Here is a 22,605-nt window from a genome sequence, read left to right as displayed (position 1 = left end):
TTCCCCTATGCTACTCCAGTTTCACTTAGAAGGTTGCCCTGACATGTCTCAACTCAAAGCGCAGCTGCGCCGCGATGGTTTTACGTTTAAACAATTTTTTGTCGCTCACGATCGCTGTGCCATGAAGGTCGGTACAGACGGTATTTTACTGGGAGCGTGGGCGCCTGTCGCAGGTGTTAAGCGTATTCTTGATATCGGTACCGGCAGCGGGCTGGTGGCGTTGATGCTGGCGCAGCGTACGGAAGAACATGTCACCATCGATGCCGTCGAACTGGATGCTCAGGCCGCAGAGCAGGCGAGTGACAATATGGCCGAATCTCCCTGGGCAGCCCGAATGAAGGTGGAATGCGCAGATGTGCTGGCCTGGGCACCTGAACAAACCGCGCGTTACGATCTGATCGTCAGTAACCCTCCCTACTACGAGCCCGGCGTTGAGTGCGGGACACCCGAGCGTGAACAGGCGCGTTATACCGGCTCCCTCGATCATAAAGCGCTGCTCACCAGTGCGGCGGAACTCATCTCCGAAGAAGGTTTTTTCTGCGTGGTCCTGCCTGAGAGTACCGGCAACACGTTCATCGGTATCGCGCAGGAGATCGGCTGGACGTTACGTCTGCGTACCGATATTTCGGATACGGAAGGACGACTGCCGCACCGCGTGCTGCTGGCGCTCTCGCCAAAAGAGGGTGAATGCTTTAATGACCGAATGGTGATCCGTGGGCCAGACCAGCGTTATTCCGAAGATTACACTGCTCTGACCCAGGCGTTTTATCTGTTTATGTAAACCTGAGGGGCGAGGATCGAGGGGCCGGATTCAGCAAGCTGATCCGGGTAGTCCAGCGTATAGTGCAGTCCACGGCTCTCTTTACGCATCATCGCGCAGCGAACGATCAGCTCGGCAACCTGCACCAGATTGCGCAGCTCCAGCAGGTTATTGGATACGCGGAAATTGGCATAATACTCATCAATTTCCTGCTGCAGCATGGTGATGCGGCGCAAGGCGCGCTCCAGGCGTTTCGTGGTACGCACAATCCCCACGTAGTCCCACATAAACAACCGTAGCTCATGCCAGTTGTGCTGGATCACGACCAGCTCGTCCGGGTTATCCACCCGGCTTTCATCCCAGGCAGGCAGATGCTCTGTTTCACGGGCATAAGGCATGCGCTTCGCGATGTCTTCCGCTGCTGACCAGCCGTACACCAGGCACTCAAGCAGTGAGTTAGAGGCCATACGGTTCGCGCCGTGTAGCCCGGTATAGCTGACCTCACCGATAGCATACAGACCATCCACATCGGTACGCCCATGATCGTCAACCATGACCCCACCGCAGGTATAGTGGGCCGCTGGCACAATCGGCACCGGATCGCGCGTTAAATCAATGCCAAGATTGAGCAGCTTTTCGTAGATCATCGGGAAATGCTGACGAATGAATGCTGCTGGCTTATGGCTGATATCAAGATACATGCAGTCCACGCCAAGACGCTTCATTTCATGATCGATGGCGCGGGCAACGATATCGCGCGGGGCCAGTTCACCCCGGGCGTCAAAGTCCGGCATAAAGCGGGAGCCGTCAGGGCGTTTCAGATAAGCACCTTCACCGCGCAGGGCTTCCGTCAGCAGGAAGTTGCGCGCCTGAGGGTGGAACAGGGCGGTTGGGTGAAACTGATTAAACTCGAGGTTCGCCACCCGGCAGCCGGCGCGCCAGGCCATCGCGATACCGTCACCGGAGGCAATGTCCGGGTTCGTGGTGTACTGATACACTTTAGAGGCGCCGCCCGTGGCCAGCACCACGGCCTTCGCCTGGCAGGTTTCCACCTTCTCTTTATTGCGGTTCCAGACCCAGGCGCCCACGACGCGACGCGTGCCCGGCAGGCCAATCTTGTCTGAGATAATCAGATCAACGGCGTTACTTCGCTCGAGCACCCGAATATTAGGATGGTTCAGCGCTTTACTGACCAGCGTCGTTTCCACTTCTTTACCGGTGGCATCCGCTGCGTGCAGGATGCGGCGGTGGCTATGGCCGCCTTCGCGCGTCAGGTGGTAGCTCTCTTCACCGTTGGGTTGAACCTGCGTATCGAACAATACGCCCTGGTCGATGAGCCACTGCACGCAGTGGCGGGCATTGCTGGCGACAAACTCTGCGGCATGCGCATCCACGATCCCGGCCCCGGCAATCAGCGTATCGTCGACGTGGGAAGCAATGCTGTCTGTCTCATCAAACACGGCGGCAATGCCACCCTGGGCATAAAACGTGGAACCTTCACTTATCGGTCCTTTACTCAGAACGATAACGTTTTGATGCTCGGCCAGGCGCAGCGCCAGAGAGAGACCGGCAGCGCCGCTGCCGATGATCAGTACATCACAATGGAGTTCAGGTGTTGTGTTCATGATTGTTGTTTAATTTACTAAACAGTGTTGGGTCAGAATAGCACTCGAATGCGATTTATCGCACGTTTTTTTTATAGGCTGTTGCAATGGCTAAACGCGTAAGCAGAGGTAAACGGAGGGTAAATGAGTGAAATTATTTTGCGAAGCAGATCGTTAGCGTCAGATTTTGTGATGAAATAAAGCCTGTGTTGCGTTACTCTTCTGGCGGGAAAAAGATGTTTCTTGTCAGAAAGTGGTGCGTATCGTGAACAGACTTATAATGAGAGAAAATGAACAGTCTGCGGCGCGATGAACAAAAACAAAGGCGTTACGGAACTTATTGAAGATCAGACACTCTAATTCGGTGCTTGCTCAAAGTGCGGTATTTTTAGAGTGGCGTTTCGATAACGCGTGGAATTTAGGTTTGGGGAGACATTACCTCGGATGAGCGAGCAGTTAACGGACCAGGTCCTGGTTGAACGGGTCCAGAAGGGAGATCAGAAAGCCTTTAACTTACTGGTGGTGCGCTACCAGCATAAGGTGGCGAGCCTGGTTTCCCGCTATGTACCGTCAGGCGATGTGCCTGATGTGGTGCAAGAGTCTTTTATTAAGGCCTATCGCGCGCTGGATTCGTTCCGGGGAGATAGTGCTTTTTATACCTGGCTGTACCGTATTGCGGTCAATACGGCAAAGAATTATCTGGTCGCTCAGGGCCGTCGTCCGCCTTCAAGTGATGTGGACGCAATCGACGCCGAAAACTTCGAAAGTGGCGGCGCATTGAAAGAAATTTCGAACCCTGAGAACTTAATGTTGTCAGAAGAACTGAGACAAATCGTTTTTCGCACGATCGAGTCGCTCCCGGAAGATTTACGCATGGCAATTACGTTACGGGAGCTTGATGGTCTGAGCTATGAAGAGATAGCCGCTATCATGGATTGTCCGGTCGGCACGGTACGTTCACGAATTTTCCGTGCGCGAGAAGCTATTGATAATAAAGTTCAACCGCTTATCAGGCGTTGACGATAGCGGGATACTGGAAAAGGTATTAGGCATGCAGAAAGAAAAACTTTCCGCTTTAATGGATGGTGAAACGGTTGATAGTGAGCTGCTCAACGAGCTGTCTCATTCTCCCGAAATGCAAGAGACCTGGGAGAGTTACCATCTCATCCGTGACACCCTTCGCGGTGACACCGGCGAGGTTCTCCATTTCGATATCTCAGCCCGCGTCATGGCGGCGATTGAGAATGAGCCTGTTCATCAGACCACTCCGCTGATTCCTGAAGCTCAACCCGCACCTCACCAGTGGCAGAAAATGCCGTTCTGGCAAAAGGTGCGTCCGTGGGCCAGCCAGCTTACCCAAATGGGTGTGGCTGCATGCGTATCGCTTGCAGTTATCGTTGGCGTCCAGCACTATAATACTCAGTCTGAAACTAATCAGCAGCCAGAAGCGCCAGTGTTTAACACACTGCCGATGATGGGCAAAGCCAGCCCGGTAAGCCTGGGCGTACCGGCTGATGCTTCCGCCAGCGGCGGTCAGCAGCAGCAGGTTCAGGAGCAGCGCCGTCGCATTAATGCGATGTTGCAGGATTACGAGTTGCAGCGTCGCCTGCACTCTGAACAGCTTCAGTTTGAGCAGGCCCAGACACAGCAAGCTGCTGTGCAGGTGCCCGGAAACCAAACTTTAGGAACGCAATCGCAGTAATGAAGCAACTTTGGTTCGCCATGTCTCTGATGGCGGGTAGCCTGTTCTTCTCTGCCAACGCCTCGGCTGATGTATCATCCGGGGCGTTGTTGCAGCAAATGAATCTGGCCAGCCAGTCACTCAATTACGAGTTGGCATTTATCAGCATCAATAAGCAGGGCGTCGAGTCGTTACGCTATCGTCATGCCCGTCTTGATAACCAGCCGCTCGCCCAGCTTTTACAGATGGATGGCCCGCGTCGGGAAGTTGTCCAGCGTGGTAATGAAATCAGCTATTTCGAGCCAGGCCTGGAACCTTTCACGCTGAATGGCGATTATATCGTTGATTCTCTGCCGTCACTCATTTACACCGATTTCAAACGGCTTGCCCCTTACTACGATTTTATTTCGGTAGGGCGTACCCGTATCGCGGACAGACTGTGCGAGGTGATTCGGGTTGTTGCCCGGGACGGAACGCGTTACAGCTATATTGTCTGGATCGACGCGGAAACCAAACTCCCCATGCGTGTTGACCTCCTCGACCGCGACGGTGAAACGCTGGAACAGTTCCGCGTTATCTCCTTCAGCGTGAACAATCAGGTTGGTAACAGCATGCAGAACCTGGCTAAGGCCAGCCTGCCGCCGCTGCTTTCTGTTCCGGCAGGAGACTCCGTTAATTTCAACTGGGTACCTGCCTGGATCCCGCAAGGGTTTAGCGAAGTGTCCAGCAGCCGTCGTCAGCTGCCAACGATTGAAACGCCAGTGGAATCGCGCCTCTATTCCGATGGTTTGTTCAGTTTCTCGGTGAATATCAATCGCGCAACGGCAAACAGCGCCGAACAAATGCTGCGTACCGGGCGCCGTACGGTGAGTACAACGGTACGCGATAACGCGGAGATCACCATTGTGGGAGAACTCCCTCCGCAAACGGCGAAGCGCATTTCCGACAGCATTAAATTCAGGGCCGCACAATGATCAAAGAGTGGGCGACGGTTGTCTCGTGGCAGAACGGCATTGCGCTGGTGAGCTGCGATGTAAAAGCTTCATGTAATAGCTGTGCATCCCGGGCCGGCTGCGGTAGCCGCGTGCTGAATAAGCTCGGGCCGCAAACATCGCACACGATTTCTGTGCCAAGTGAACAGCCGCTGATGGCCGGGCAGAAGGTTGAACTGGGCATCGCGGAAGGCAGTCTGCTCAGCTCCGCCATGCTGGTCTATCTCTCTCCGCTGATCGGGCTGTTTATCATGGGCGGCGTTTTCCAGATGCTGTTTGGCACCGACGGAGCCGCCATGTGCGGTGCCGCATTAGGTGGTCTGGGGGGATTCTGGCTCGCCAAAGGCCTCTCCCCGACGCTCGCCGCACGCGAGGAGTGGCAGCCTGTCATTCTCAGCGTTGGGCTGGCGCCAGACCAGCTTCGTGTTGAAACGCTCTCTTCTGAGGCCCGGTGATCCATCGGGCTTTATCATTTTTTACGTTCCAAAACAGAAAACGTCCTTTCTTCACGCTATAGCTGCCTCTAAGTGCATTTCCAGGTAGCGAGGATGTAGTGTAGAATGCTGCGTTTTCGCACTGAAAAACGTCAGGCTAAGAACAGCGGCCTCCAGGAATTCGTAAGGCATAATTATTTAACTATATGAAGAACATACGTAACTTTTCGATCATTGCTCACATTGACCACGGTAAGTCGACGCTGTCTGACCGTATTATCCAGATTTGCGGTGGCCTGTCTGATCGTGAAATGGAAGCCCAGGTTCTGGACTCCATGGACCTGGAACGCGAACGCGGTATCACCATCAAAGCGCAGAGCGTTACGCTTGATTATAAAGCGGCTGATGGTGAAACCTATCAACTGAACTTTATCGACACCCCAGGCCACGTTGACTTCTCCTATGAGGTTTCACGTTCGCTCGCGGCCTGTGAAGGCGCGCTGCTGGTAGTGGATGCCGGGCAGGGCGTAGAAGCCCAGACCCTTGCAAACTGCTACACCGCGATGGAAATGGATCTCGAAGTTGTGCCGGTTCTGAACAAAATCGACCTGCCAGCCGCCGATCCTGAGCGCGTTGCGGAAGAGATTGAAGATATTGTCGGCATTGACGCGACCGATGCCGTGCGCTGCTCCGCGAAAACCGGTGTGGGCGTGACCGACGTGCTGGAACGCCTGGTGCGTGACATTCCGGCCCCGGAAGGCGATCCGGATGCTCCGCTGCAGGCGCTGATTATCGACTCCTGGTTCGATAACTATCTGGGCGTTGTCTCCCTGGTGCGTATTAAAAACGGCACCATGCGTAAAGGCGACAAAATCAAGGTCATGAGTACCGGACAGGTCTACAATGCCGACCGTCTGGGCATCTTCACGCCAAAACAGGTTGACCGTACCGAGCTGACATGCGGCGAGGTAGGCTGGCTGGTATGCGCCATCAAAGACATCCTCGGTGCGCCGGTGGGCGATACCCTGACCGGTGCGCGTAACCCGGCAGATAAAGCGCTGCCAGGCTTTAAAAAGGTAAAACCGCAGGTTTACGCGGGTCTGTTCCCGGTTAGCTCTGACGACTACGAAAACTTCCGTGATGCGCTCGGTAAACTGAGCCTGAACGATGCGTCCCTGTTCTACGAGCCAGAAAGCTCAACGGCGCTGGGCTTCGGCTTCCGCTGTGGCTTCCTCGGTCTGCTGCACATGGAGATCATTCAGGAGCGTCTGGAGCGTGAATACGATCTGGACCTGATCACCACGGCACCGACCGTAGTCTATGAAGTTGAAACCACCTCGAAAGAAGTGATCTACGTCGATAGCCCGTCCAAGCTGCCGCCGCTGAACAACATTCAGGAACTGCGTGAGCCTATTGCAGAGTGTCACATGCTGCTGCCGCAGGAATTCCTGGGTAACGTTATTACGCTGTGTATTGAGAAGCGTGGCGTGCAGACCAACATGGTTTACCACGGTAACCAGGTGGCGCTGACCTATGAGATCCCGATGGCGGAAGTGGTACTCGACTTCTTCGATCGTCTGAAGTCCACCTCCCGTGGCTATGCGTCGCTGGATTACAACTTCAAACGCTTCCAGGCCTCCAACATGGTGCGTGTGGACGTGCTGATCAACGGCGAGCGTGTGGATGCGCTGGCGCTGATCACCCACAACGACAATGCGCCGTACCGTGGCCGCGAGCTGGTTGAGAAGATGAAAGATCTGATCCCGCGTCAGCAGTTCGATATCGCGATTCAGGCGGCCATTGGCAACCATATTATCGCGCGTTCCACCGTGAAACAGCTGCGTAAAAACGTTCTGGCGAAGTGCTATGGCGGCGACGTCAGCCGTAAGAAAAAGCTGCTGCAGAAGCAGAAAGAAGGTAAGAAGCGTATGAAGCAGGTCGGTAACGTCGAGCTGCCGCAGGAAGCATTCCTTGCCATCCTTCATGTTGGTAAAGACGGCAAATAACCCTAAGGAGTTGGCATGGCGAACATGTTTGCCCTGATCCTGGTCATTGCTACCCTGGTGACAGGTCTGCTGTGGTGTCTGGATAAGTTTATCTTCGCCCCAAAACGTCGTGAACGTCAGGCTGCCGCACAGGCAGCCACTGGCGATGGGATTGACGCGAAAACCCTGAAGAAAGTCGGCCCGAAACCGGGCTGGCTGGAAACGGGTGCCTCGGTATTTCCGGTGCTGGCGATTGTGCTGGTGGTACGTTCGTTTATTTACGAGCCGTTCCAGATCCCATCAGGTTCAATGATGCCAACGCTCCTGATTGGTGATTTTATTCTGGTAGAGAAGTTTGCCTACGGCATTAAAGACCCGATCTACCAGAAAACGCTGATCGAAACCGGTCATCCGAAACGTGGCGACATCGTGGTGTTCAAATATCCGGAAGATCCGCGCCTGGACTACATCAAGCGCGCGGTAGGTCTGCCGGGTGATAAAGTGACTTACGATCCGGTTGCGAAAGAAGTCACCGTTCAGCCGGGCTGCAGCTCCGGTACCGCATGCGAAAACGCGCTGCCAATCACCTACTCAAACGTTGAGCCAAGTGATTTTGTGCAGACCTTCGCCCGTCGTAACGGCGGCGAAGCGACCAGCGGATTCTTCCAGGTACCGAAAGGTGAAACCAAAGAGGACGGCATTCGTCTGGTGGAGCGCAAAGAGACGCTGGGCGATGTGACGCACCGGATCCTCACCGTGCCAATCGCACAGGATCAGCTGGGTATGTACTATCGCCAGCCGGGCCAGCAGCTGGCGAGCTGGATTGTACCGCCAGGACATTACTTCATGATGGGTGACAACCGCGATAACTCTGCGGACAGCCGTTACTGGGGCTTTGTGCCGGAAGCGAATCTGGTCGGTAAAGCCACCGCCATCTGGATGAGTTTTGAGAAACAGGAAGGCGAATGGCCGACCGGTGTTCGCCTGAGTCGTATCGGCGGAATCCATTAATTCTCACTAAATGAACGTGTAGCCGCTAATTAAAGCGGCTACACGAATTATTTCACCGATAAATCTCTTCGAACTAACGACATCCCCTGTCGTTGTGTATAGAATATTCCCCCGAAGTTTAAGGTTGGCCCTGCAAGGGTGCCACGGCACACGAAACCGCGTTGGTTTTCTCAGGTCGGTTTCGTGTGCTGCATTTTTGACGCATTCATTTATTGGTATCGCATGAACCCCATCGTAATTAATCGGCTTCAACGGAAGCTGGGCTACACTTTTCATCATCAGGAGTTGTTGCAACAGGCATTAACCCACCGCAGTGCCAGCAGCAAACATAATGAGCGTCTCGAGTTTTTAGGCGACTCTATTTTAAGTTTCGTGATTGCGAATGCGCTTTATCATCGTTTCCCGCGTGTGGATGAAGGTGATATGAGCCGCATGCGTGCCACGCTGGTTCGGGGTAATACCCTTGCGGAAATCGCGCGCGAATTTGAACTGGGCGAATGTCTGCGTCTTGGACCGGGTGAACTGAAAAGCGGCGGCTTCCGTCGTGAATCTATTCTTGCCGATACGGTCGAAGCATTAATTGGTGGTGTGTTCCTGGACAGCGATATCCAGACCGTAGAAAAGCTGATCCTGAACTGGTATCAGACCCGTCTGGACGAAATCAGCCCGGGCGATAAACAAAAAGATCCGAAAACGCGTCTGCAGGAATATTTGCAGGGTCGTCATCTGCCGCTGCCATCTTATCTGGTGGTGCAGGTTCGTGGCGAAGCGCACGATCAGGAATTTACCATCCATTGCCAGGTCAGTGGCCTGAGTGAACCGGTGGTGGGCACAGGTTCAAGCCGTCGTAAGGCTGAACAGGCTGCCGCCGAACAGGCGTTAAAAATGCTGGAGCTGGAATGAGCGAAGAAAAGACCTATTGCGGATTTATTGCCATCGTCGGGCGCCCGAACGTCGGCAAATCCACCCTGCTGAATAATCTGCTTGGGCAGAAGATTTCTATCACCTCGCGTAAGGCGCAGACCACGCGTCACCGCATCGTTGGCATCCATACTGAAGGCGCGTATCAGGCGATCTACGTCGATACCCCGGGCCTGCACATGGAAGAGAAGCGTGCCATCAACCGCCTGATGAACAAGGCGGCGAGCAGCTCGATTGGCGACGTAGAGCTGGTGATTTTCGTTGTGGAAGGCACCCGCTGGACGCCGGACGACGAGATGGTGCTGAACAAGCTGCGTGACGGCAAAACGCCGGTCATCCTCGCGGTCAACAAAGTTGATAACGTGCAGGAAAAGGCCGACCTGCTGCCGCATCTGCAGTGGCTCGGTAGCCAGATGAACTTCCTTGATATCGTCCCGCTGTCTGCGGAGACGGGGCTGAACGTGGACACCATCGCGGGCATCGTGCGTAAGCACCTCCCGGAAGCGATTCATCACTTCCCGGAAGACTACATCACCGATCGCTCTCAGCGCTTTATGGCGTCTGAAATCATCCGTGAAAAGCTGATGCGTTTCCTGGGCGCTGAACTGCCGTACTCTGTAACGGTGGAGATCGAGCGTTTCCAGACCAACGAGCGCGGTGGCTACGACATCAACGGCCTGATCCTTGTTGAGCGCGAAGGGCAGAAGAAGATGGTGATCGGCAACAAAGGGGCCAAAATCAAAACCATCGGCATTGAAGCCCGTAAGGACATGCAGGAGATGTTTGAAGCGCCGGTTCACCTCGAACTGTGGGTGAAAGTGAAATCTGGCTGGGCCGATGATGAGCGTGCTCTGCGCAGCCTCGGTTACGGCGAAGACCAGTAACTTAAGACGACGAGCATATGGATGGATGGCAGCGCGCTTTCGTCCTGCATAGTCGCCCCTGGAGCGAAACCAGCCTGATGCTGGACGTCTTCACGGAAGAGTCGGGTCGCGTGCGCCTGGTTGCGAAAGGCGCACGTTCCAAACGTTCTAATCTGAAAGGTGCCCTACAGCCTTTCACGCCTCTGCTGGTTCGCTTTGGCGGGCGAGGGGAAGTCAAAACCCTGCGCAGTGCCGAAGCCGTCTCTCTGGCGCTTCCTCTTTCTGGCATCACGCTCTACAGCGGCCTGTATATCAACGAACTCATCTCACGGGTTCTTGAGCATGAGACTCGCTTCTCTGAACTTTTCTTCGATTATCTGCACTGTATCCAGTCGCTGGCTGGCGCAACCGGCACGCCCGAACCCGCCTTGCGTCGTTTTGAACTGGCGCTGCTGGGCCATCTTGGGTACGGGGTCGATTTTTTGCACTGTGCGGGCAGCGGTGACGAAGTGGAAGACACCATGACCTACCGCTACCGCGAAGAAAAGGGCTTCATTGCCAGTATCGTGATAGACAACAGCACCTTTACCGGGCGCCAGCTCCGGGCGCTGTATGAGCGCGAGTTTCCCGATCAGGATACCCTGCGCGCAGCAAAACGCTTTACCCGGATTGCCCTCAAGCCGTATCTTGGCGGCAAGCCCTTAAAGAGCCGCGAATTATTCAGGCAGTTTGTACCGAAACGTTAGACCACAGAATCGAAAAGAAAACCGAGGATTGTCATGGCTGAATTACTGTTAGGCGTCAATATCGATCACATCGCCACGCTGCGTAATGCGCGCGGCACGGCGTATCCCGATCCGGTTCAGGCGGCGTTTATCGCTGAACAGGCTGGCGCCGACGGCATTACCGTTCACCTGCGTGAAGACCGTCGCCACATCACTGACCGCGACGTGCGCATTCTGCGTCAGACGCTGGACACCCGTATGAATCTGGAGATGGCGGTCACCGAAGAGATGCTGACCATCGCCTGCGAGACCCAACCGCATTTCTGCTGCCTGGTGCCGGAAAAACGCCAGGAAGTCACGACCGAAGGCGGGCTGGATGTGGCCGGTCAGCTCGACAAAATGCGCGATGCCTGCAAACGTCTGGCGGATGCCGGTATCCTGGTTTCGCTGTTTATTGACGCCGATTTCACCCAGATTAAAGCGGCAGCCGACGTGGGCGCACCGTATATCGAAATCCACACCGGCTGCTATGCCGATGCCAAAAATGATGCCGAGCAGACCAAAGAGCTGGAGCGTATTGCTAAAGCGGCCACCTACGCGGCGAGCCTGGGGCTGAAGGTTAACGCCGGTCACGGCCTGACCTACCACAACGTGAAAGCCATTGCCGCCCTGCCTGAAATGCACGAGCTGAACATCGGCCACGCCATCATTGGCCGCGCGGTGATGAGCGGCCTGAAAGAGGCGGTTTCAGAAATGAAACGCCTGATGCAGGAAGCGCGTCAGTAATGGCCATTCTGGGCTTAGGCACCGATATCGTTGAAATAGCCCGCATAGAAGCGGTGATCGCCCGTAGCGGCGATCGCCTGGCGAGACGCGTGCTGAGCGATAACGAATGGGCCATCTGGGAAGCGCATCAGCAGCCGGTGCGCTTTCTGGCAAAGCGCTTTGCGGTAAAAGAGGCGGCCGCCAAAGCCTTCGGGACCGGAATTCGTAACGGTCTGGCGTTCAACCAGTTTGAAGTGTTTAACGATGAGCTGGGTAAGCCAAGCCTGCGCTTATGGGGTGAGGCGCAAAAGCTGGCAGAAAAGCTGGGGGTGAATCACGTGCACGTGACGATCGCCGATGAACGCCACTATGCCAGCGCAACGGTGATCATCGAAAGTTAAAGCTTGTCCGCGTGGTGCATCAGGACAAACTTATCCCACAGCTGCTCTTCGCTCTCGACGTGTGCCGGATCCTTCAGGATGGTATTCGGGATCGGGCACACTTTTTGACAGGTCGGCGTTTCATAGTGGCCGATGCATTCCGTGCAGCGGTCGCTGTTAATCTCATAAATGCTGTCGCCCATCGAAATCGCCTGGTTTGGGCATTCGGGCTCGCACATATCGCAATTAATGCATTTTTTGGTAATTAACAGCGCCATCAGGAAATTCTCAGAAACAACACAAACTGGGCGGGCATTATACGCGTCAAACCAGTTTCTTTACCAGTTCTTCGCTGTGACGAATGCGTTCGGGCGCACGCTCCAGATCCTGCTGCACCAGCGCCATAAACAGCAGGTCCGTCAGCATCATTTGTGCACTGGTGGACGAGATAGCCGCGCTGCGCGTGGCCTGCTCCTCGGCAATGGTATATAAACAGCGCGTGGCCCGCTGCTGCAGGGCATTCGGCGTAAAACCGGTGATCGCCAGAATGTTACCGCCGACGCGCAGCGCTTCATCGGTGGCCATGTTGATCTCGCGGCGCTCGCCGGAATAGGAGATCGCCAGCAGCAGATCGTCAGGATCCATCGCCTGTACGGTCGCCAGCAGGGCGTGCATATCCTGCTCGACGATGGCGTTAAGCCCAATTTTTGTCAGCTTCCAGCCAAAGTTACGCGCCACAAGCCCGGACGCGCCGATGCCGGTCAGAATGATCCGCCGCGCGCCGCGCAGCATCGCCACGCTCTCCAGCAGCTTCTCTTCCGTATTCACATCGAGCGTCGCATGCATGGCCGCCACGTTCTCTTTGATCAGCTTTTCGCCGACCAGCCGCATCGGATCGTCTCCGCGGATCTGATTATGCACCGGCATGGACTGCGGGTTGGGGTTACTGACCAGCGCTTCACTGATCGCCAGCTTGAGGGCGGGGAACCCTTTAAAGCCAATCTTCTGCGCAAATTTCACTACGCTGGACTGGCTCACGCCGGCCTCACTCGCCAGCTGCTGCGAGCTGAGATGGCGCGCGCGATCGGGTTGAGAAAGCAGAAAATCCGCCAGCTTCTTGTCGCTTTGGGCAAAGCCTGCGTAGCGCTGGCGAATGCGAATTAAACAGTTCATACGGTCTCCTGGCGAAAATGTGATTATCTGCGCAAATACGGATTTTGCTCGCCTGAATGAATTTTATATTCCATTATAGTGTGATTATTATGAATTAAAAATTCTTGAGGTACAAAAATGAATCTTGGCTCACTTGTTTCTGAAACGCGTAACCCGCAAACCATGGATCTGGATGCGCTCTCCACCCTGGAGCTGGTTCACCGCTTTAATCAACAGGATACGCTGGTCGCGCAGGCTGTGAAAGAGACATTACCCGAGGTGGCGAAAGCGGTCGATGCGGCGGCGAAATCCCTCAAGGCCGGTGGACGCATTATTTACATGGGCGCGGGCACCAGCGGGCGTCTTGGGGTCCTGGACGCGTCAGAATGCCCGCCAACCTTTGGGGTGCCGCATGGTCTGGTGGTTGGGCTGATTGCCGGTGGACCCGGTGCGCTGCTGAAAGCCGTTGAAGGGGCGGAAGATAACAAACAGCTGGGCGAGGATGACCTGAAGGCGCTGAATCTGACGGCAAAGGATCTGGTGGTCGGGCTGGCGGCATCCGGGCGCACGCCGTACGTGATTGGCGGGCTGGAATACGCTAACCAGACCGGCTGCACGACGGTCGCCATCTCCTGTAACCCAGGCTCCCCGATTGCACAGGTGGCCGTTATCGCTATCTCTCCGGTGGTTGGGCCGGAAGCGCTCACCGGCTCCACGCGCCTGAAATCCGGGACCGCACAAAAGCTGGTGCTCAATATGATCTCCACCGGCGCGATGGTGAAGTTCGGCAAGGTGTATCAGAACCTGATGGTGGATATGCAGGCCACCAACGTCAAGCTGGTGGACAGAGCCTGCCGCATGGTGATGGAGGCGACGGGCGCAGGACGTGAAGAGGCAGAAGCGGTACTCAAGCAGACCGATCACGATGTTAAACCGGCCATTCTGATGATCTTAAGCGGGCTGGATGCGGCAAGCGCCAGAGCCAAACTCGATGCGCATAACGGCTTCTTACGGGCGGCATTAGAAAACTAACAGAGGCGTGTATGGACAAAACAGCAGCGCTCGCCAGCGGTATCCTGCAGGGGATCGGTGGGGAAAAAAATATTCAGCGTCTCGAAAACTGCATGACGCGCGTGCGCGTCGAGGTGCATAACGACGACCAGCTTGACGTGCCGCGCCTGAAGCAACTGTCCGGCGTCAGCGGCTACGTGAAACAGGGCCAGCAGCATCAGCTGATCGTCGGGCCGGGGAAAGCGGCGCAGGTTGTCGATGCCATGCGAGCGCTGATGGGCGTTAGCGCGAGCGTGTCGATTGACGATGCGGAGCGCACCAAAGCGCAGGCAAAGGCCAAATACAAAGCCCCGATGAGCGATGCGCTGCGTCAGCTGGCAAACGTCTTCATTCCGCTGATCCCGGCGTTTATTGCCTCAGGCCTGATCACCGGGATCATCAATATTCTCAAGCGGCCGGATATTGTGGGGGATTTCGCCACGCAGTATCCGAACCTGCTGGGGATTCTGGGGATCTTCGGCAGCGCTGTTTTCGCCATCATGAACATTCTCGTCGGGGTGAATACCGCGAAGGTGTTTGGCGGATCGCTGGCCATGGGCGGCGTGATGGCGGGCATCTTGTCCAGCCCGCAGCTGGCGCAGATCACGCTGTTTGGTGAGGCGCTCCAGCCCGGGCGCGGCGGGGTGATCGCCGTGCTGCTGGTGGTCATCCTGATGTGCTGGATCGAGAAAAGGCTGCGCGCGGTTCTGCCCGGCTCGATTGAGCTTATCCTCAACCCGCTGCTGACCACGCTGATTACCGGTAGCGTAGCGATTGTGGCCCTCCAGCCGTTAGGCGGGTGGATCTCTGAAGCCATCGCCCACGGCGCGTCGCTGGCGATTGATCGCGGCGGCCTGTTAGTGGGGGCGGTGCTGTCAGGTACCTTCCTGCCGCTGGTGCTGACGGGCCTGCACCAGGGTTTGGTGCCGATCCACGTCGAGCTGGTGCAGTCGCACGGCTATAACGCGCTGCTGCCTATCCTGTCGATGGCGGGCGTGGGGCAGGTCGGCGCGGCGATTGCCGTACTGATGAAAACCCGCAACGCGCGACTGAAGAAAGTGATTAAAGGCGCACTCCCGGTTGGACTGCTCGGCATTGGCGAGCCGCTGATTTTCGGCGTTACGCTGCCGCTGGGTAAACCGTTCCTCGCGGCGTGTCTGGGCGGTGCGGTAGGTGGGGCACTGATCAGCTACTGGAAGGTCGCCACCGTTATCACCTTTGGGCTTTCCGGTTTACCGCTGGCATTAACCATCGTGACCGGAAAAGTGATGCTCTATCTGTTAGGCTATTTAGTAGCGGTGATCGCCGGGTTCCTGTTTACCTGGCTGTTAGGTTTCAACGATCCAGAGGAGTAAGGTTTGGCAAATCACGCGCGTCGCGTTGTCTTTTTCGACCTGGATGGAACGCTGCATCAGCAGGATATGTTTGGTACGTTTATGCGTTACCTGCTGCGGCGTCAGCCCCTGAATGCGTTGCTCGTGCTACCGCTCTTACCGGTTATCGGTATCGCGCAGCTGGTGAAAGGCCGTGCGGCGCGATGGCCGATGAGTCTGCTGCTGTGGGGATGTACCTTTGGGCACAGCGAAGCGCGCCTCAAACAGCTCGAAAAGGATTTTGCGCACTGGTTCCGTGGCCACGTCGCCGCCTTTCCGGTGGTGCAGGCGCGCCTGACTGGCTACCTCGACGCGAACGATGCCGACATCTGGCTGATTACCGGCTCCCCGCAGACGCTGGTGGAGCAGGTCTATTTTGATACCCCCTGGCTTCCTCGCGTGAATCTTATTGCCACACAAATTGCCCGCGGCTATGGCGGTTGGGTGCTGACGATGCGCTGCCTGGGGCATGAAAAAGTGGTCCAGCTGGAGAAACGCATCGGTACGCCGCTGCGCCTGTACAGCGGCTACAGCGACAGTAAACAGGACAACCCGCTGCTCTATTTTTGCCAGCATCGCTGGCGCGTCACGCCATCAGGTGAACTCCAGCAACTCGAATAGTCTTATCCATAATGGGCGTGTATAATGCCGCCCGCTTTTCGACTGGAGTATCAACCGTTGTCCAACCCTGAACTCGACCATGAATACTGGATGCGCCATGCGCTGACGCTGGCTCAGCGTGCCTGGGACGAGGGCGAAGTGCCCGTAGGCGCCGTGCTGGTCCACAATAACCAGGTGATTGGTGAAGGGTGGAACCGTCCCATTGGCCGCCACGATCCTACTGCACATGCCGAAATCATGGCGCTTCGCCAGGGCGGTTTGGTGCTGCAAAACTATCGCCTGCTTGATACTACGTTGTATGTGACGCTGGAGCCGTGCGTGATGTGCTCCGGCGCGATGGTGCACAGCCGGATCGGGACTCTGGTCTTCGGTGCGCGGGATGAAAAAACCGGTGCGGCCGGTTCGCTGATGGACGTGCTGGGTCACCCGGGGATGAACCACCAGGTGAAGACTATCGGCGGGGTGCTTGCACCAGAGTGTTCGGGGCTATTAAGCGATTTCTTTCGAATGCGCCGTCAGCAGAAAAAGCAGCAAAAGGCAGAATTGAAGCTGTCGGACGATTAAGCTCGTCCGGCGCCACGACCGGGTAACTTTGAGCCAGCTGTTTGGCCTCCGTTGCCTCTTTCTCTTTCTCCAGCAGATACCCGACCAGGCTAATCTGATATTTACGGATATTTTCCACGTAGGCGTAGGCTTCATGTCCGCGCGCGTAGCCGTATGTCAGCTTGTTATACCATGGCTTCTGGCTCAGCAGCGGCAGCCGCTGCTTTACGTCTGACCAGCTGTCCGGGTTGCCTTTCGTTTTAGCCGTCAGCGCTCGCGCATCCAGCATATGCGCATAGCCCATATTGTAGGCCGCCAGCGCAAACCAGATCCGCTCCTCTTCCGGCACCGTTTCCGGGACTTTGGCCATCATATCCTGCAGATAGCGCGCACCGCCGCTGATGCTCTGTTCGGCATCGGTACGGTCATTGACGCCCAGGCTCAGCGCGGTATTTTTAGTTAACATCATCAAACCACGTACGCCCGTGGGCGACGTGGCCTGGGTATCCCAGTGGGATTCCTGATACGAAATAGCCGCCAGCAGTTTCCAGTCAATCTCCTGGGCGTATTTTTCGAACAGCGGCTGCAGATCTGGCAGGACGCTGTCTACCGCGCGCAGGAAGCTGCGGGTGTCAACGTAGTCAAAGTCGTCACCGTGACCGAGGTACTTCTCCTCCAGGCGCGCCAGGGTACCGTCTTCATTGATGGTGTTGAAGAAATCAAGCATCGCGGCAGAGAAGGTCTGATCGTCATCAAGCTGGCTAAACCAGGTCACAGGCTGCTCGTCGGTGACGTCCAGCGCCACGGCGATTTCAGGATGCACCCGCTGGAACAGGCTGATCGCGACCGAATCGGCGATGGTGTAGGGCACTTTCTGGTCTTTTACCTGCTCCAGCAGCTCCGTCGTGCCGAGTTTCGGATCCACCGTCCAGCTCAGGTCGGGATATTTCTTCTCCTTGAGCTCACGCAGATCGTCAATCACCACGTGGCCAGGCGCAATCGTCAGCTGCCGATCGTCAATCGAGGCCAGCGAACGCGGGCGCAGGCCCCCGACGCGGTAAACCAGCTGCTGCGAAACGGAGTAGTAGGTCGGGCCTGGCTGGTAGTTTTTGCTGCGCTCGCTGTTATACACCAGCCCGGCGGCAAGCATATCTGCATCGTCGTTATCGAGGTCGTCAAACAGCTGGTTGATATTCTGGCGGACGGTGATTTTAAGCTTCACGCCAAGATAATCGGCGAACTGTTGTGCCAGCTCGTAATCCAGACCAATGATTTTACCGTTGATGTCGCTGTAAATCAGCGGAGAGTTGAGGGTACTGACGCGCAATTCCCCCCGCTCCTGAATGGCGGCGATACGGTTTTCGGCTTTGCCGAACCAGGGGATGGAAGGCCAGAGGGCCACTGCCAGCAGCAACGTTACAATGCCGATGAGCAGATAATTAATCTTTAATTTTTTCAATTAGTTAATTCTCTGCGACGCCGGTTGCCTCAGTCTGCTGTAGCCATGTTAATCATAAGGTTTGCCATTGAATGAGCGGCATTTTGCGTAAACTTGCGCCACTTGGCAACCAATTAGAGAGACTGGTCACATCTATTGTTAAATCTCTGTGCAAATTTTATTTCGACGCAAACGGTTTCGTCGGCGCTCAGGATTCTCTATAATGACGCCCGTTTTCCCCCCTTGCGCACACTGTAAGCGCCCCGGCGCTTCGAAGACGAGAGACTTATGATGGAAATTCTGCGTGGTTCGCCTGCACTGTCTGCCTTCCGTATCACTAAACTGCTGGCACGTTTTCAGGCGGCCGACCTTCCGGTAAGCAATATTTACGCTGAGTATGTCCATTTTGCTGACCTGAATGCCCCCCTGAATGCAGAGGAGCGCGTACAGCTGGAACGCCTGCTCAAGTATGGCCCAAGCCTGAGCAGCCATACGCCAACCGGCAAACTGATCCTTGCGACGCCTCGTCCGGGCACCATCTCCCCCTGGTCTTCCAAAGCCACCGACATCGCCCACAACTGTGGCCTGAGCCAGATTAACCGTCTGGAACGCGGCGTGGCGTACTACGTGGAAGCCTCTACCCTGAGCGAAGCACAGTGGCAGGCGGTTGCGGCTGAACTGCACGACCGCATGATGGAGAGCGTATTTGCCTCTCTCGATGACGCGCAGAAGCTTTTCTCTCACCATCAGCCTGCGCCGGTACAGAGCGTAGACCTGCTGGGGCAGGGCCGTCAGGCGCTGATTGACGCCAACCTGCGTCTCGGCCTGGCGCTGGCAGAAGACGAAATCGACTACCTGCAGGATGCGTTCGTTAAGCTCAACCGTAACCCGAACGACATCGAACTCTATATGTTCGCGCAGGCAAACTCTGAGCACTGCCGCCACAAGATTTTCAATGCCGACTGGATTATTGACGGCGAACAGCAGCCAAAGTCGCTGTTCAAAATGATCAAAAACACCATGGAGCAAACCCCTGACCACGTGCTGTCTGCCTATAAAGACAACGCCGCGGTGATGGAAGGTTCCGAGGTGGGCCGCTTCTTCGCCGATCGCGAAGCAGGGCGCTATGACTTCCATCAGGAGCCCGCGCATATCCTGATGAAGGTTGAAACCCACAACCACCCGACCGCGATCTCCCCGTGGCCGGGTGCGGCGACCGGCTCCGGCGGTGAAATCCGTGACGAAGGGGCGACCGGTCGTGGTGCAAAACCCAAAGCGGGTCTGGTCGGTTTCTCCGTCTCTAACCTGCGTATCCCGGGCTTTGAACAGCCGTGGGAAGAAGATTTCGGCAAGCCAGAGCGCATTGTGACCGCGCTGGATATCATGACCGAAGGCCCGCTGGGCGGCGCGGCGTTTAACAACGAATTTGGTCGTCCGGCGCTGAACGGTTACTTCCGTACCTATGAAGAGAAAGTGGACAGCCACAACGGCGAAGAGCTGCGCGGCTACCACAAACCGATCATGCTGGCGGGCGGGATCGGCAACATCCGTGCCGATCACGTGCAGAAAGGCGAGATCGTCGTCGGCGCGAAGCTGATCGTGCTCGGCGGCCCGGCGATGAATATCGGTCTGGGTGGCGGAGCGGCCTCTTCTATGGCCTCCGGCCAGTCTGACGCGGATCTCGATTTCGCCTCCGTGCAGCGTGACAACCCTGAGATGGAGCGTCGCTGCCAGGAAGTGATCGACCGCTGCTGGCAGCTGGGCGATGCTAACCCGATCCTCTTTATCCACGACGTGGGCGCGGGCGGTCTGTCCAACGCCATGCCGGAGCTGGTGAGCGACGGCGGCCGCGGTGGCCGTTTCAACCTGCGCGATATCCTGAGCGATGAGCCGGGCATGAGCCCACTGGAAATCTGGTGTAACGAATCCCAGGAGCGCTACGTGCTGGCCGTTGCGGCGGATCAGCTGCCGCTGTTTGACGAGCTGTGCCGCCGCGAGCGCGCGCCGTATGCCGTCATCGGTGAAGCGACCGAAGAGCAGCACCTGACTCTGAGCGACACCCATTTCGACAACCAGCCGATCGATCTGCCGCTCGACGTTCTGCTCGGTAAAACGCCGAAGATGACCCGCGACGTGCAGACCCGTAAAGCGGCGGGCAAAGCGCTGGATCGCCAGGGCATCACCGTGGCTGAAGCCGTTAATCGCGTGCTGCACCTGCCGGCTGTTGCTGAGAAAACCTTCCTGGTGACCATCGGCGACCGTACCGTGACCGGTATGGTATCGCGCGATCAGATGGTTGGCCCGTGGCAGATCCCGGTGGCGAACTGCGCCGTGACCACCGCGAGCCTCGACAGCTACTACGGCGAAGCGATGGCGCTGGGCGAACGCACCCCGGTGGCGCTGCTGGACTTCGCGGCCTCTGCCCGTCTGGCGGTCGGTGAAGCGCTGACCAACATCGCCGCGACGCAGATTGGCGACATCAAACGTATCAAACTCTCCGCAAACTGGATGGCCGCTGCCGGTCACCCTGGCGAAGACGCAGGCCTGTATGAAGCCGTGAAGGCGGTGGGCGAGGAGCTGTGTCCTGCTCTCGGCCTGACCATTCCGGTGGGTAAAGACTCCATGTCGATGAAAACCCGCTGGCAGGAAGGCAGCGAGCAGCGCGAGATGACCTCTCCGCTGTCGCTGGTGATTACCGCGTTTGCCCGCGTGGAAGACGTGCGTCATACCGTTACGCCGCAGCTTTCCACCGAAGACAACGCCCTGCTGCTGATTGACCTGGGTAAAGGCAACAACGCGCTGGGTGCCACCGCTCTGGCGCAGGTTTACCGTCAGCTCGGCGACAAGCCAGCCGACGTGCGCGACGTGGCGCAGCTGAAAGGCTTCTACGACGCCATCCAGGCGCTGGTGGCGCAGCGTAAGCTGCTGGCCTACCATGACCGTTCCGACGGCGGCCTGCTGGTGACGCTGGCAGAGATGGCCTTCACCGGCCACTGTGGGGTTGAAGCCAACATTGCAACGCTGGGCGAAGACCGTCTGGCGGCGCTGTTTAACGAAGAGCTGGGCGCCGTGATTCAGGTGCGCGCGGCAGATCGCGACGCGGTTGAAGCGATTCTGGCGAAGCACGGTCTGGCAGACTGCGTGCACTATCTGGGTAAAGCCGTTCAGGGCGACCGCTTCGTCATTGAAGCAGACGGTCACGCCGTGTTCAGCGAAAGCCGCACCACGCTGCGCATGTGGTGGGCGGAAACCACCTGGCAGATGCAGCGCCTGCGTGATAACCCGGAATGTGCCGATCAGGAGCACAACGCGAAGGCCAATGACCAGGATCCTGGCCTGAACGTGAAGCTCTCCTTCGACATCAACGAAGACATTGCCGCGCCGTACATTGCGACCGGCGCGCGTCCGAAAGTGGCCGTGCTGCGCGAGCAGGGCGTTAACTCCCACGTTGAGATGGCGGCTGCCTTCCACCGTGCGGGCTTTGACGCTATCGACGTTCACATGAGCGACCTGCTGGCCGGGCGTATCGGTCTGGAAGATTTCCAGGCGCTGGTGGCGTGTGGTGGTTTCTCCTACGGCGACGTGCTGGGCGCGGGCGAAGGCTGGGCGAAGTCCATCCTGTTCAACAGCCGCGTGCGCGACGAGTTCGAAACCTTCTTCCACCGTCCGCAGACCCTGGCGCTGGGCGTGTGTAACGGTTGTCAGATGATGTCCAACCTGCGCGAACTGATCCCGGGCAGCGAAGCCTGGCCGCGCTTTGTGCGTAACCAGTCTGACCGCTTCGAAGCGCGCTTCAGCCTGGTGGAAGTGACCCAAAGCCCGTCTCTGCTGCTGCAGGGAATGGTCGGTTCACAGATGCCAATCGCGGTCTCCCACGGCGAAGGTCAGGTAGAAGTGCGTGATGCCGCGCATCTGGCTCAGCTGGAGAGCAAAGGTCTGGTGGCGCTGCGCTTTGTCGATAACTTCGGCAAGGTCACGGAAACCTACCCGGCCAACCCGAACGGCTCCGCCAACGGTATTACCGCGGTGACCAGCGAAAGCGGTCGTGCGACCATCATGATGCCGCACCCGGAACGCGTGTTCCGCACCGTGAGCAACTCCTGGCACCCTGAAAACTGGGGCGAGGACAGCCCGTGGATGCGTATCTTCCGCAACGCGCGTAAACAGCTGGGTTAAGTTTTAGGCAACACCTGCAGGCCCGGTAAGCGTGAGCGCTACCGGGCTTTTTTGTCTCTGTCGCAAAATCGCGACAACCCTCTGGTTTGAGTGTCTCCAAAAGGAGACATTTAACTTATTGATTTATATAT

General features: G+C 56.8%; 22 protein-coding genes. 18 read left to right on the top strand and 4 right to left on the bottom strand.

The genetic code is table 11. The annotated features are described in order from the left end of the window. The first annotated feature begins 43 nt into the window (after positions 1 to 43). A complete protein-coding gene (gene trmN, locus ACMGG5_RS23715; protein ID WP_023344703.1) occupies positions 44 to 781 on the top strand; it encodes a tRNA(1)(Val) (adenine(37)-N(6))-methyltransferase TrmN in 738 nt (245 codons plus the stop codon). On the opposite strand, the gene nadB is transcribed toward trmN, so the two are convergent. Further along, positions 766 to 2,385 carry an L-aspartate oxidase gene (nadB, locus tag ACMGG5_RS23710; protein ID WP_248273249.1) on the bottom strand — a complete coding sequence of 540 codons (1,620 nt, stop codon included), beginning with the start codon at positions 2,383 to 2,385 and terminating at the stop codon, positions 766 to 768. The genes trmN and nadB overlap by 16 nt on opposite strands. Before the next feature lie 343 nt (positions 2,386 to 2,728). Here nadB and rseD point away from each other — a divergent pair, with 343 nt between their 5' ends. From rseD to acpS, 12 genes are all read left to right on the top strand, one after another. After that, complete coding sequence (rseD, locus tag ACMGG5_RS23705; protein ID WP_223605340.1) at positions 2,729 to 2,812, top strand: rpoE leader peptide RseD; 84 nt, start codon at positions 2,729 to 2,731, stop codon at positions 2,810 to 2,812. Continuing rightward, a complete protein-coding gene (rpoE, locus tag ACMGG5_RS23700; protein ID WP_006176728.1) occupies positions 2,809 to 3,384 on the top strand; it encodes an RNA polymerase sigma factor RpoE in 576 nt (191 codons plus the stop codon). The genes rseD and rpoE overlap by 4 nt, the downstream gene beginning before the upstream one ends. Before the next feature lie 31 nt (positions 3,385 to 3,415). Continuing rightward, positions 3,416 to 4,066 (top strand): anti-sigma-E factor RseA, encoded by a 651-nt coding sequence (gene rseA, locus ACMGG5_RS23695; RefSeq protein ID WP_008502186.1) that lies wholly within the window; start codon positions 3,416 to 3,418, stop codon positions 4,064 to 4,066. Next, positions 4,066 to 5,019 (top strand): sigma-E factor regulatory protein RseB, encoded by a 954-nt coding sequence (gene rseB / locus ACMGG5_RS23690; RefSeq protein ID WP_023308851.1) that lies wholly within the window; start codon positions 4,066 to 4,068, stop codon positions 5,017 to 5,019. The genes rseA and rseB overlap by 1 nt, the downstream gene beginning before the upstream one ends. After that, positions 5,016 to 5,492 carry a SoxR-reducing system protein RseC gene (rseC, locus tag ACMGG5_RS23685; protein WP_032653064.1) on the top strand — a complete coding sequence of 159 codons (477 nt, stop codon included), beginning with the start codon at positions 5,016 to 5,018 and terminating at the stop codon, positions 5,490 to 5,492. Before rseB ends, rseC begins: the two co-directional genes overlap by 4 nt. 185 nt (positions 5,493 to 5,677) lie before the next feature. Next, positions 5,678 to 7,477: a translation elongation factor 4 gene (gene lepA, locus ACMGG5_RS23680; protein WP_024908619.1), complete on the top strand. Its 1,800-nt coding sequence runs from the start codon at positions 5,678 to 5,680 to the stop codon at positions 7,475 to 7,477. A gap of 15 nt (positions 7,478 to 7,492) precedes the next feature. After that, positions 7,493 to 8,467, top strand: a complete 975-nt coding sequence (gene lepB / locus ACMGG5_RS23675; RefSeq protein WP_024908620.1) for a signal peptidase I — start codon at positions 7,493 to 7,495, stop codon at positions 8,465 to 8,467. 222 nt (positions 8,468 to 8,689) lie between these two features. After that, positions 8,690 to 9,370, top strand: a complete 681-nt coding sequence (gene rnc, locus ACMGG5_RS23670) for a ribonuclease III (protein WP_003860711.1) — start codon at positions 8,690 to 8,692, stop codon at positions 9,368 to 9,370. Beyond that, the gene (gene era / locus ACMGG5_RS23665; protein WP_024908621.1) at positions 9,367 to 10,272 is read left to right on the top strand and encodes a GTPase Era; all 906 of its coding nucleotides are present in this window, start codon (positions 9,367 to 9,369) and stop codon (positions 10,270 to 10,272) included. Before rnc ends, era begins: the two co-directional genes overlap by 4 nt. 17 nt (positions 10,273 to 10,289) lie before the next feature. Beyond that, positions 10,290 to 10,997, top strand: a complete 708-nt coding sequence (recO, locus tag ACMGG5_RS23660) for a DNA repair protein RecO (protein ID WP_048991368.1) — start codon at positions 10,290 to 10,292, stop codon at positions 10,995 to 10,997. 33 nt (positions 10,998 to 11,030) lie between these two features. Next, complete coding sequence (gene pdxJ / locus ACMGG5_RS23655) at positions 11,031 to 11,762, top strand: pyridoxine 5'-phosphate synthase (RefSeq protein ID WP_420278592.1); 732 nt, start codon at positions 11,031 to 11,033, stop codon at positions 11,760 to 11,762. After that, positions 11,762 to 12,142 (top strand): holo-ACP synthase, encoded by a 381-nt coding sequence (gene acpS, locus ACMGG5_RS23650; protein WP_008502178.1) that lies wholly within the window; start codon positions 11,762 to 11,764, stop codon positions 12,140 to 12,142. The genes pdxJ and acpS overlap by 1 nt, the downstream gene beginning before the upstream one ends. On the opposite strand, the gene ACMGG5_RS23645 is transcribed toward acpS, so the two are convergent. After that, positions 12,139 to 12,399, bottom strand: a complete 261-nt coding sequence (locus ACMGG5_RS23645) for a YfhL family 4Fe-4S dicluster ferredoxin (protein WP_008502177.1) — start codon at positions 12,397 to 12,399, stop codon at positions 12,139 to 12,141. The two genes, acpS and ACMGG5_RS23645, sit on opposite strands and share 4 nt — an antisense overlap. Positions 12,400 to 12,445: 46 nt before the next feature. Beyond that, complete coding sequence (locus tag ACMGG5_RS23640) at positions 12,446 to 13,294, bottom strand: MurR/RpiR family transcriptional regulator (RefSeq protein ID WP_420278591.1); 849 nt, start codon at positions 13,292 to 13,294, stop codon at positions 12,446 to 12,448. A gap of 117 nt (positions 13,295 to 13,411) precedes the next feature. On the opposite strand from ACMGG5_RS23640, the gene murQ reads away from it, so the two are divergent. From murQ to tadA, 4 genes are read left to right on the top strand one after another with little or no spacing between them, the layout of a single operon-like run. Then, positions 13,412 to 14,305, top strand: a complete 894-nt coding sequence (gene murQ, locus ACMGG5_RS23635; RefSeq protein ID WP_420278590.1) for an N-acetylmuramic acid 6-phosphate etherase — start codon at positions 13,412 to 13,414, stop codon at positions 14,303 to 14,305. 11 nt (positions 14,306 to 14,316) lie between these two features. Continuing rightward, positions 14,317 to 15,678, top strand: coding sequence for a PTS transporter subunit EIIC (locus tag ACMGG5_RS23630; protein WP_048991362.1), 1,362 nt, complete (start codon positions 14,317 to 14,319; stop codon positions 15,676 to 15,678). A 3-nt stretch (positions 15,679 to 15,681) separates the two neighbouring features. Further along, entirely contained in the window at positions 15,682 to 16,317 is a 636-nt protein-coding gene (yfhb, locus tag ACMGG5_RS23625; RefSeq protein WP_420278589.1) for a phosphatidylglycerophosphatase C, read from the top strand. A gap of 24 nt (positions 16,318 to 16,341) precedes the next feature. Then, positions 16,342 to 16,881 carry a tRNA adenosine(34) deaminase TadA gene (gene tadA / locus ACMGG5_RS23620; RefSeq protein ID WP_032645359.1) on the top strand — a complete coding sequence of 180 codons (540 nt, stop codon included), beginning with the start codon at positions 16,342 to 16,344 and terminating at the stop codon, positions 16,879 to 16,881. On the opposite strand, the gene mltF is transcribed toward tadA, so the two are convergent. Next, positions 16,769 to 18,319, bottom strand: coding sequence for a membrane-bound lytic murein transglycosylase MltF (mltF, locus tag ACMGG5_RS23615; protein ID WP_032648672.1), 1,551 nt, complete (start codon positions 18,317 to 18,319; stop codon positions 16,769 to 16,771). The genes tadA and mltF overlap by 113 nt on opposite strands. A gap of 267 nt (positions 18,320 to 18,586) precedes the next feature. On the opposite strand from mltF, the gene purL reads away from it, so the two are divergent. Then, positions 18,587 to 22,474 (top strand): phosphoribosylformylglycinamidine synthase, encoded by a 3,888-nt coding sequence (gene purL, locus ACMGG5_RS23610; protein WP_420278588.1) that lies wholly within the window; start codon positions 18,587 to 18,589, stop codon positions 22,472 to 22,474. Positions 22,475 to 22,605: the final 131 nt, after the last annotated feature.

Origin of the sequence: Enterobacter sp. BNK-34 (assembly GCF_048684445.1) — a bacterium.
Lineage (GTDB): Bacteria > Pseudomonadota > Gammaproteobacteria > Enterobacterales > Enterobacteriaceae > Enterobacter > Enterobacter pseudoroggenkampii.
This window is presented reverse-complemented; position numbering and strand designations above follow the sequence as displayed.

Coding starts and splice junctions, on each gene's coding strand:
- pdxJ (WP_420278592.1), top strand. CDS start 11,031: ATGGCTGAATTACTGTTAGGCGTCAATATCGATCACATCGCCACGCTG.
- lepA (WP_024908619.1), top strand. CDS start 5,678: ATGAAGAACATACGTAACTTTTCGATCATTGCTCACATTGACCACGGT.
- ACMGG5_RS23645 (WP_008502177.1), bottom strand. CDS start 12,399: ATGGCGCTGTTAATTACCAAAAAATGCATTAATTGCGATATGTGCGAG.
- rnc (WP_003860711.1), top strand. CDS start 8,690: ATGAACCCCATCGTAATTAATCGGCTTCAACGGAAGCTGGGCTACACT.
- rseB (WP_023308851.1), top strand. CDS start 4,066: ATGAAGCAACTTTGGTTCGCCATGTCTCTGATGGCGGGTAGCCTGTTC.
- era (WP_024908621.1), top strand. CDS start 9,367: ATGAGCGAAGAAAAGACCTATTGCGGATTTATTGCCATCGTCGGGCGC.
- ACMGG5_RS23630 (WP_048991362.1), top strand. CDS start 14,317: ATGGACAAAACAGCAGCGCTCGCCAGCGGTATCCTGCAGGGGATCGGT.
- recO (WP_048991368.1), top strand. CDS start 10,290: ATGGATGGATGGCAGCGCGCTTTCGTCCTGCATAGTCGCCCCTGGAGC.
- lepB (WP_024908620.1), top strand. CDS start 7,493: ATGGCGAACATGTTTGCCCTGATCCTGGTCATTGCTACCCTGGTGACA.
- acpS (WP_008502178.1), top strand. CDS start 11,762: ATGGCCATTCTGGGCTTAGGCACCGATATCGTTGAAATAGCCCGCATA.
- purL (WP_420278588.1), top strand. CDS start 18,587: ATGATGGAAATTCTGCGTGGTTCGCCTGCACTGTCTGCCTTCCGTATC.
- ACMGG5_RS23640 (WP_420278591.1), bottom strand. CDS start 13,294: ATGAACTGTTTAATTCGCATTCGCCAGCGCTACGCAGGCTTTGCCCAA.
- rseA (WP_008502186.1), top strand. CDS start 3,416: ATGCAGAAAGAAAAACTTTCCGCTTTAATGGATGGTGAAACGGTTGAT.
- tadA (WP_032645359.1), top strand. CDS start 16,342: ATGCCGCCCGCTTTTCGACTGGAGTATCAACCGTTGTCCAACCCTGAA.
- rseC (WP_032653064.1), top strand. CDS start 5,016: ATGATCAAAGAGTGGGCGACGGTTGTCTCGTGGCAGAACGGCATTGCG.
- rpoE (WP_006176728.1), top strand. CDS start 2,809: ATGAGCGAGCAGTTAACGGACCAGGTCCTGGTTGAACGGGTCCAGAAG.
- trmN (WP_023344703.1), top strand. CDS start 44: ATGTCTCAACTCAAAGCGCAGCTGCGCCGCGATGGTTTTACGTTTAAA.
- murQ (WP_420278590.1), top strand. CDS start 13,412: ATGAATCTTGGCTCACTTGTTTCTGAAACGCGTAACCCGCAAACCATG.
- nadB (WP_248273249.1), bottom strand. CDS start 2,385: ATGAACACAACACCTGAACTCCATTGTGATGTACTGATCATCGGCAGC.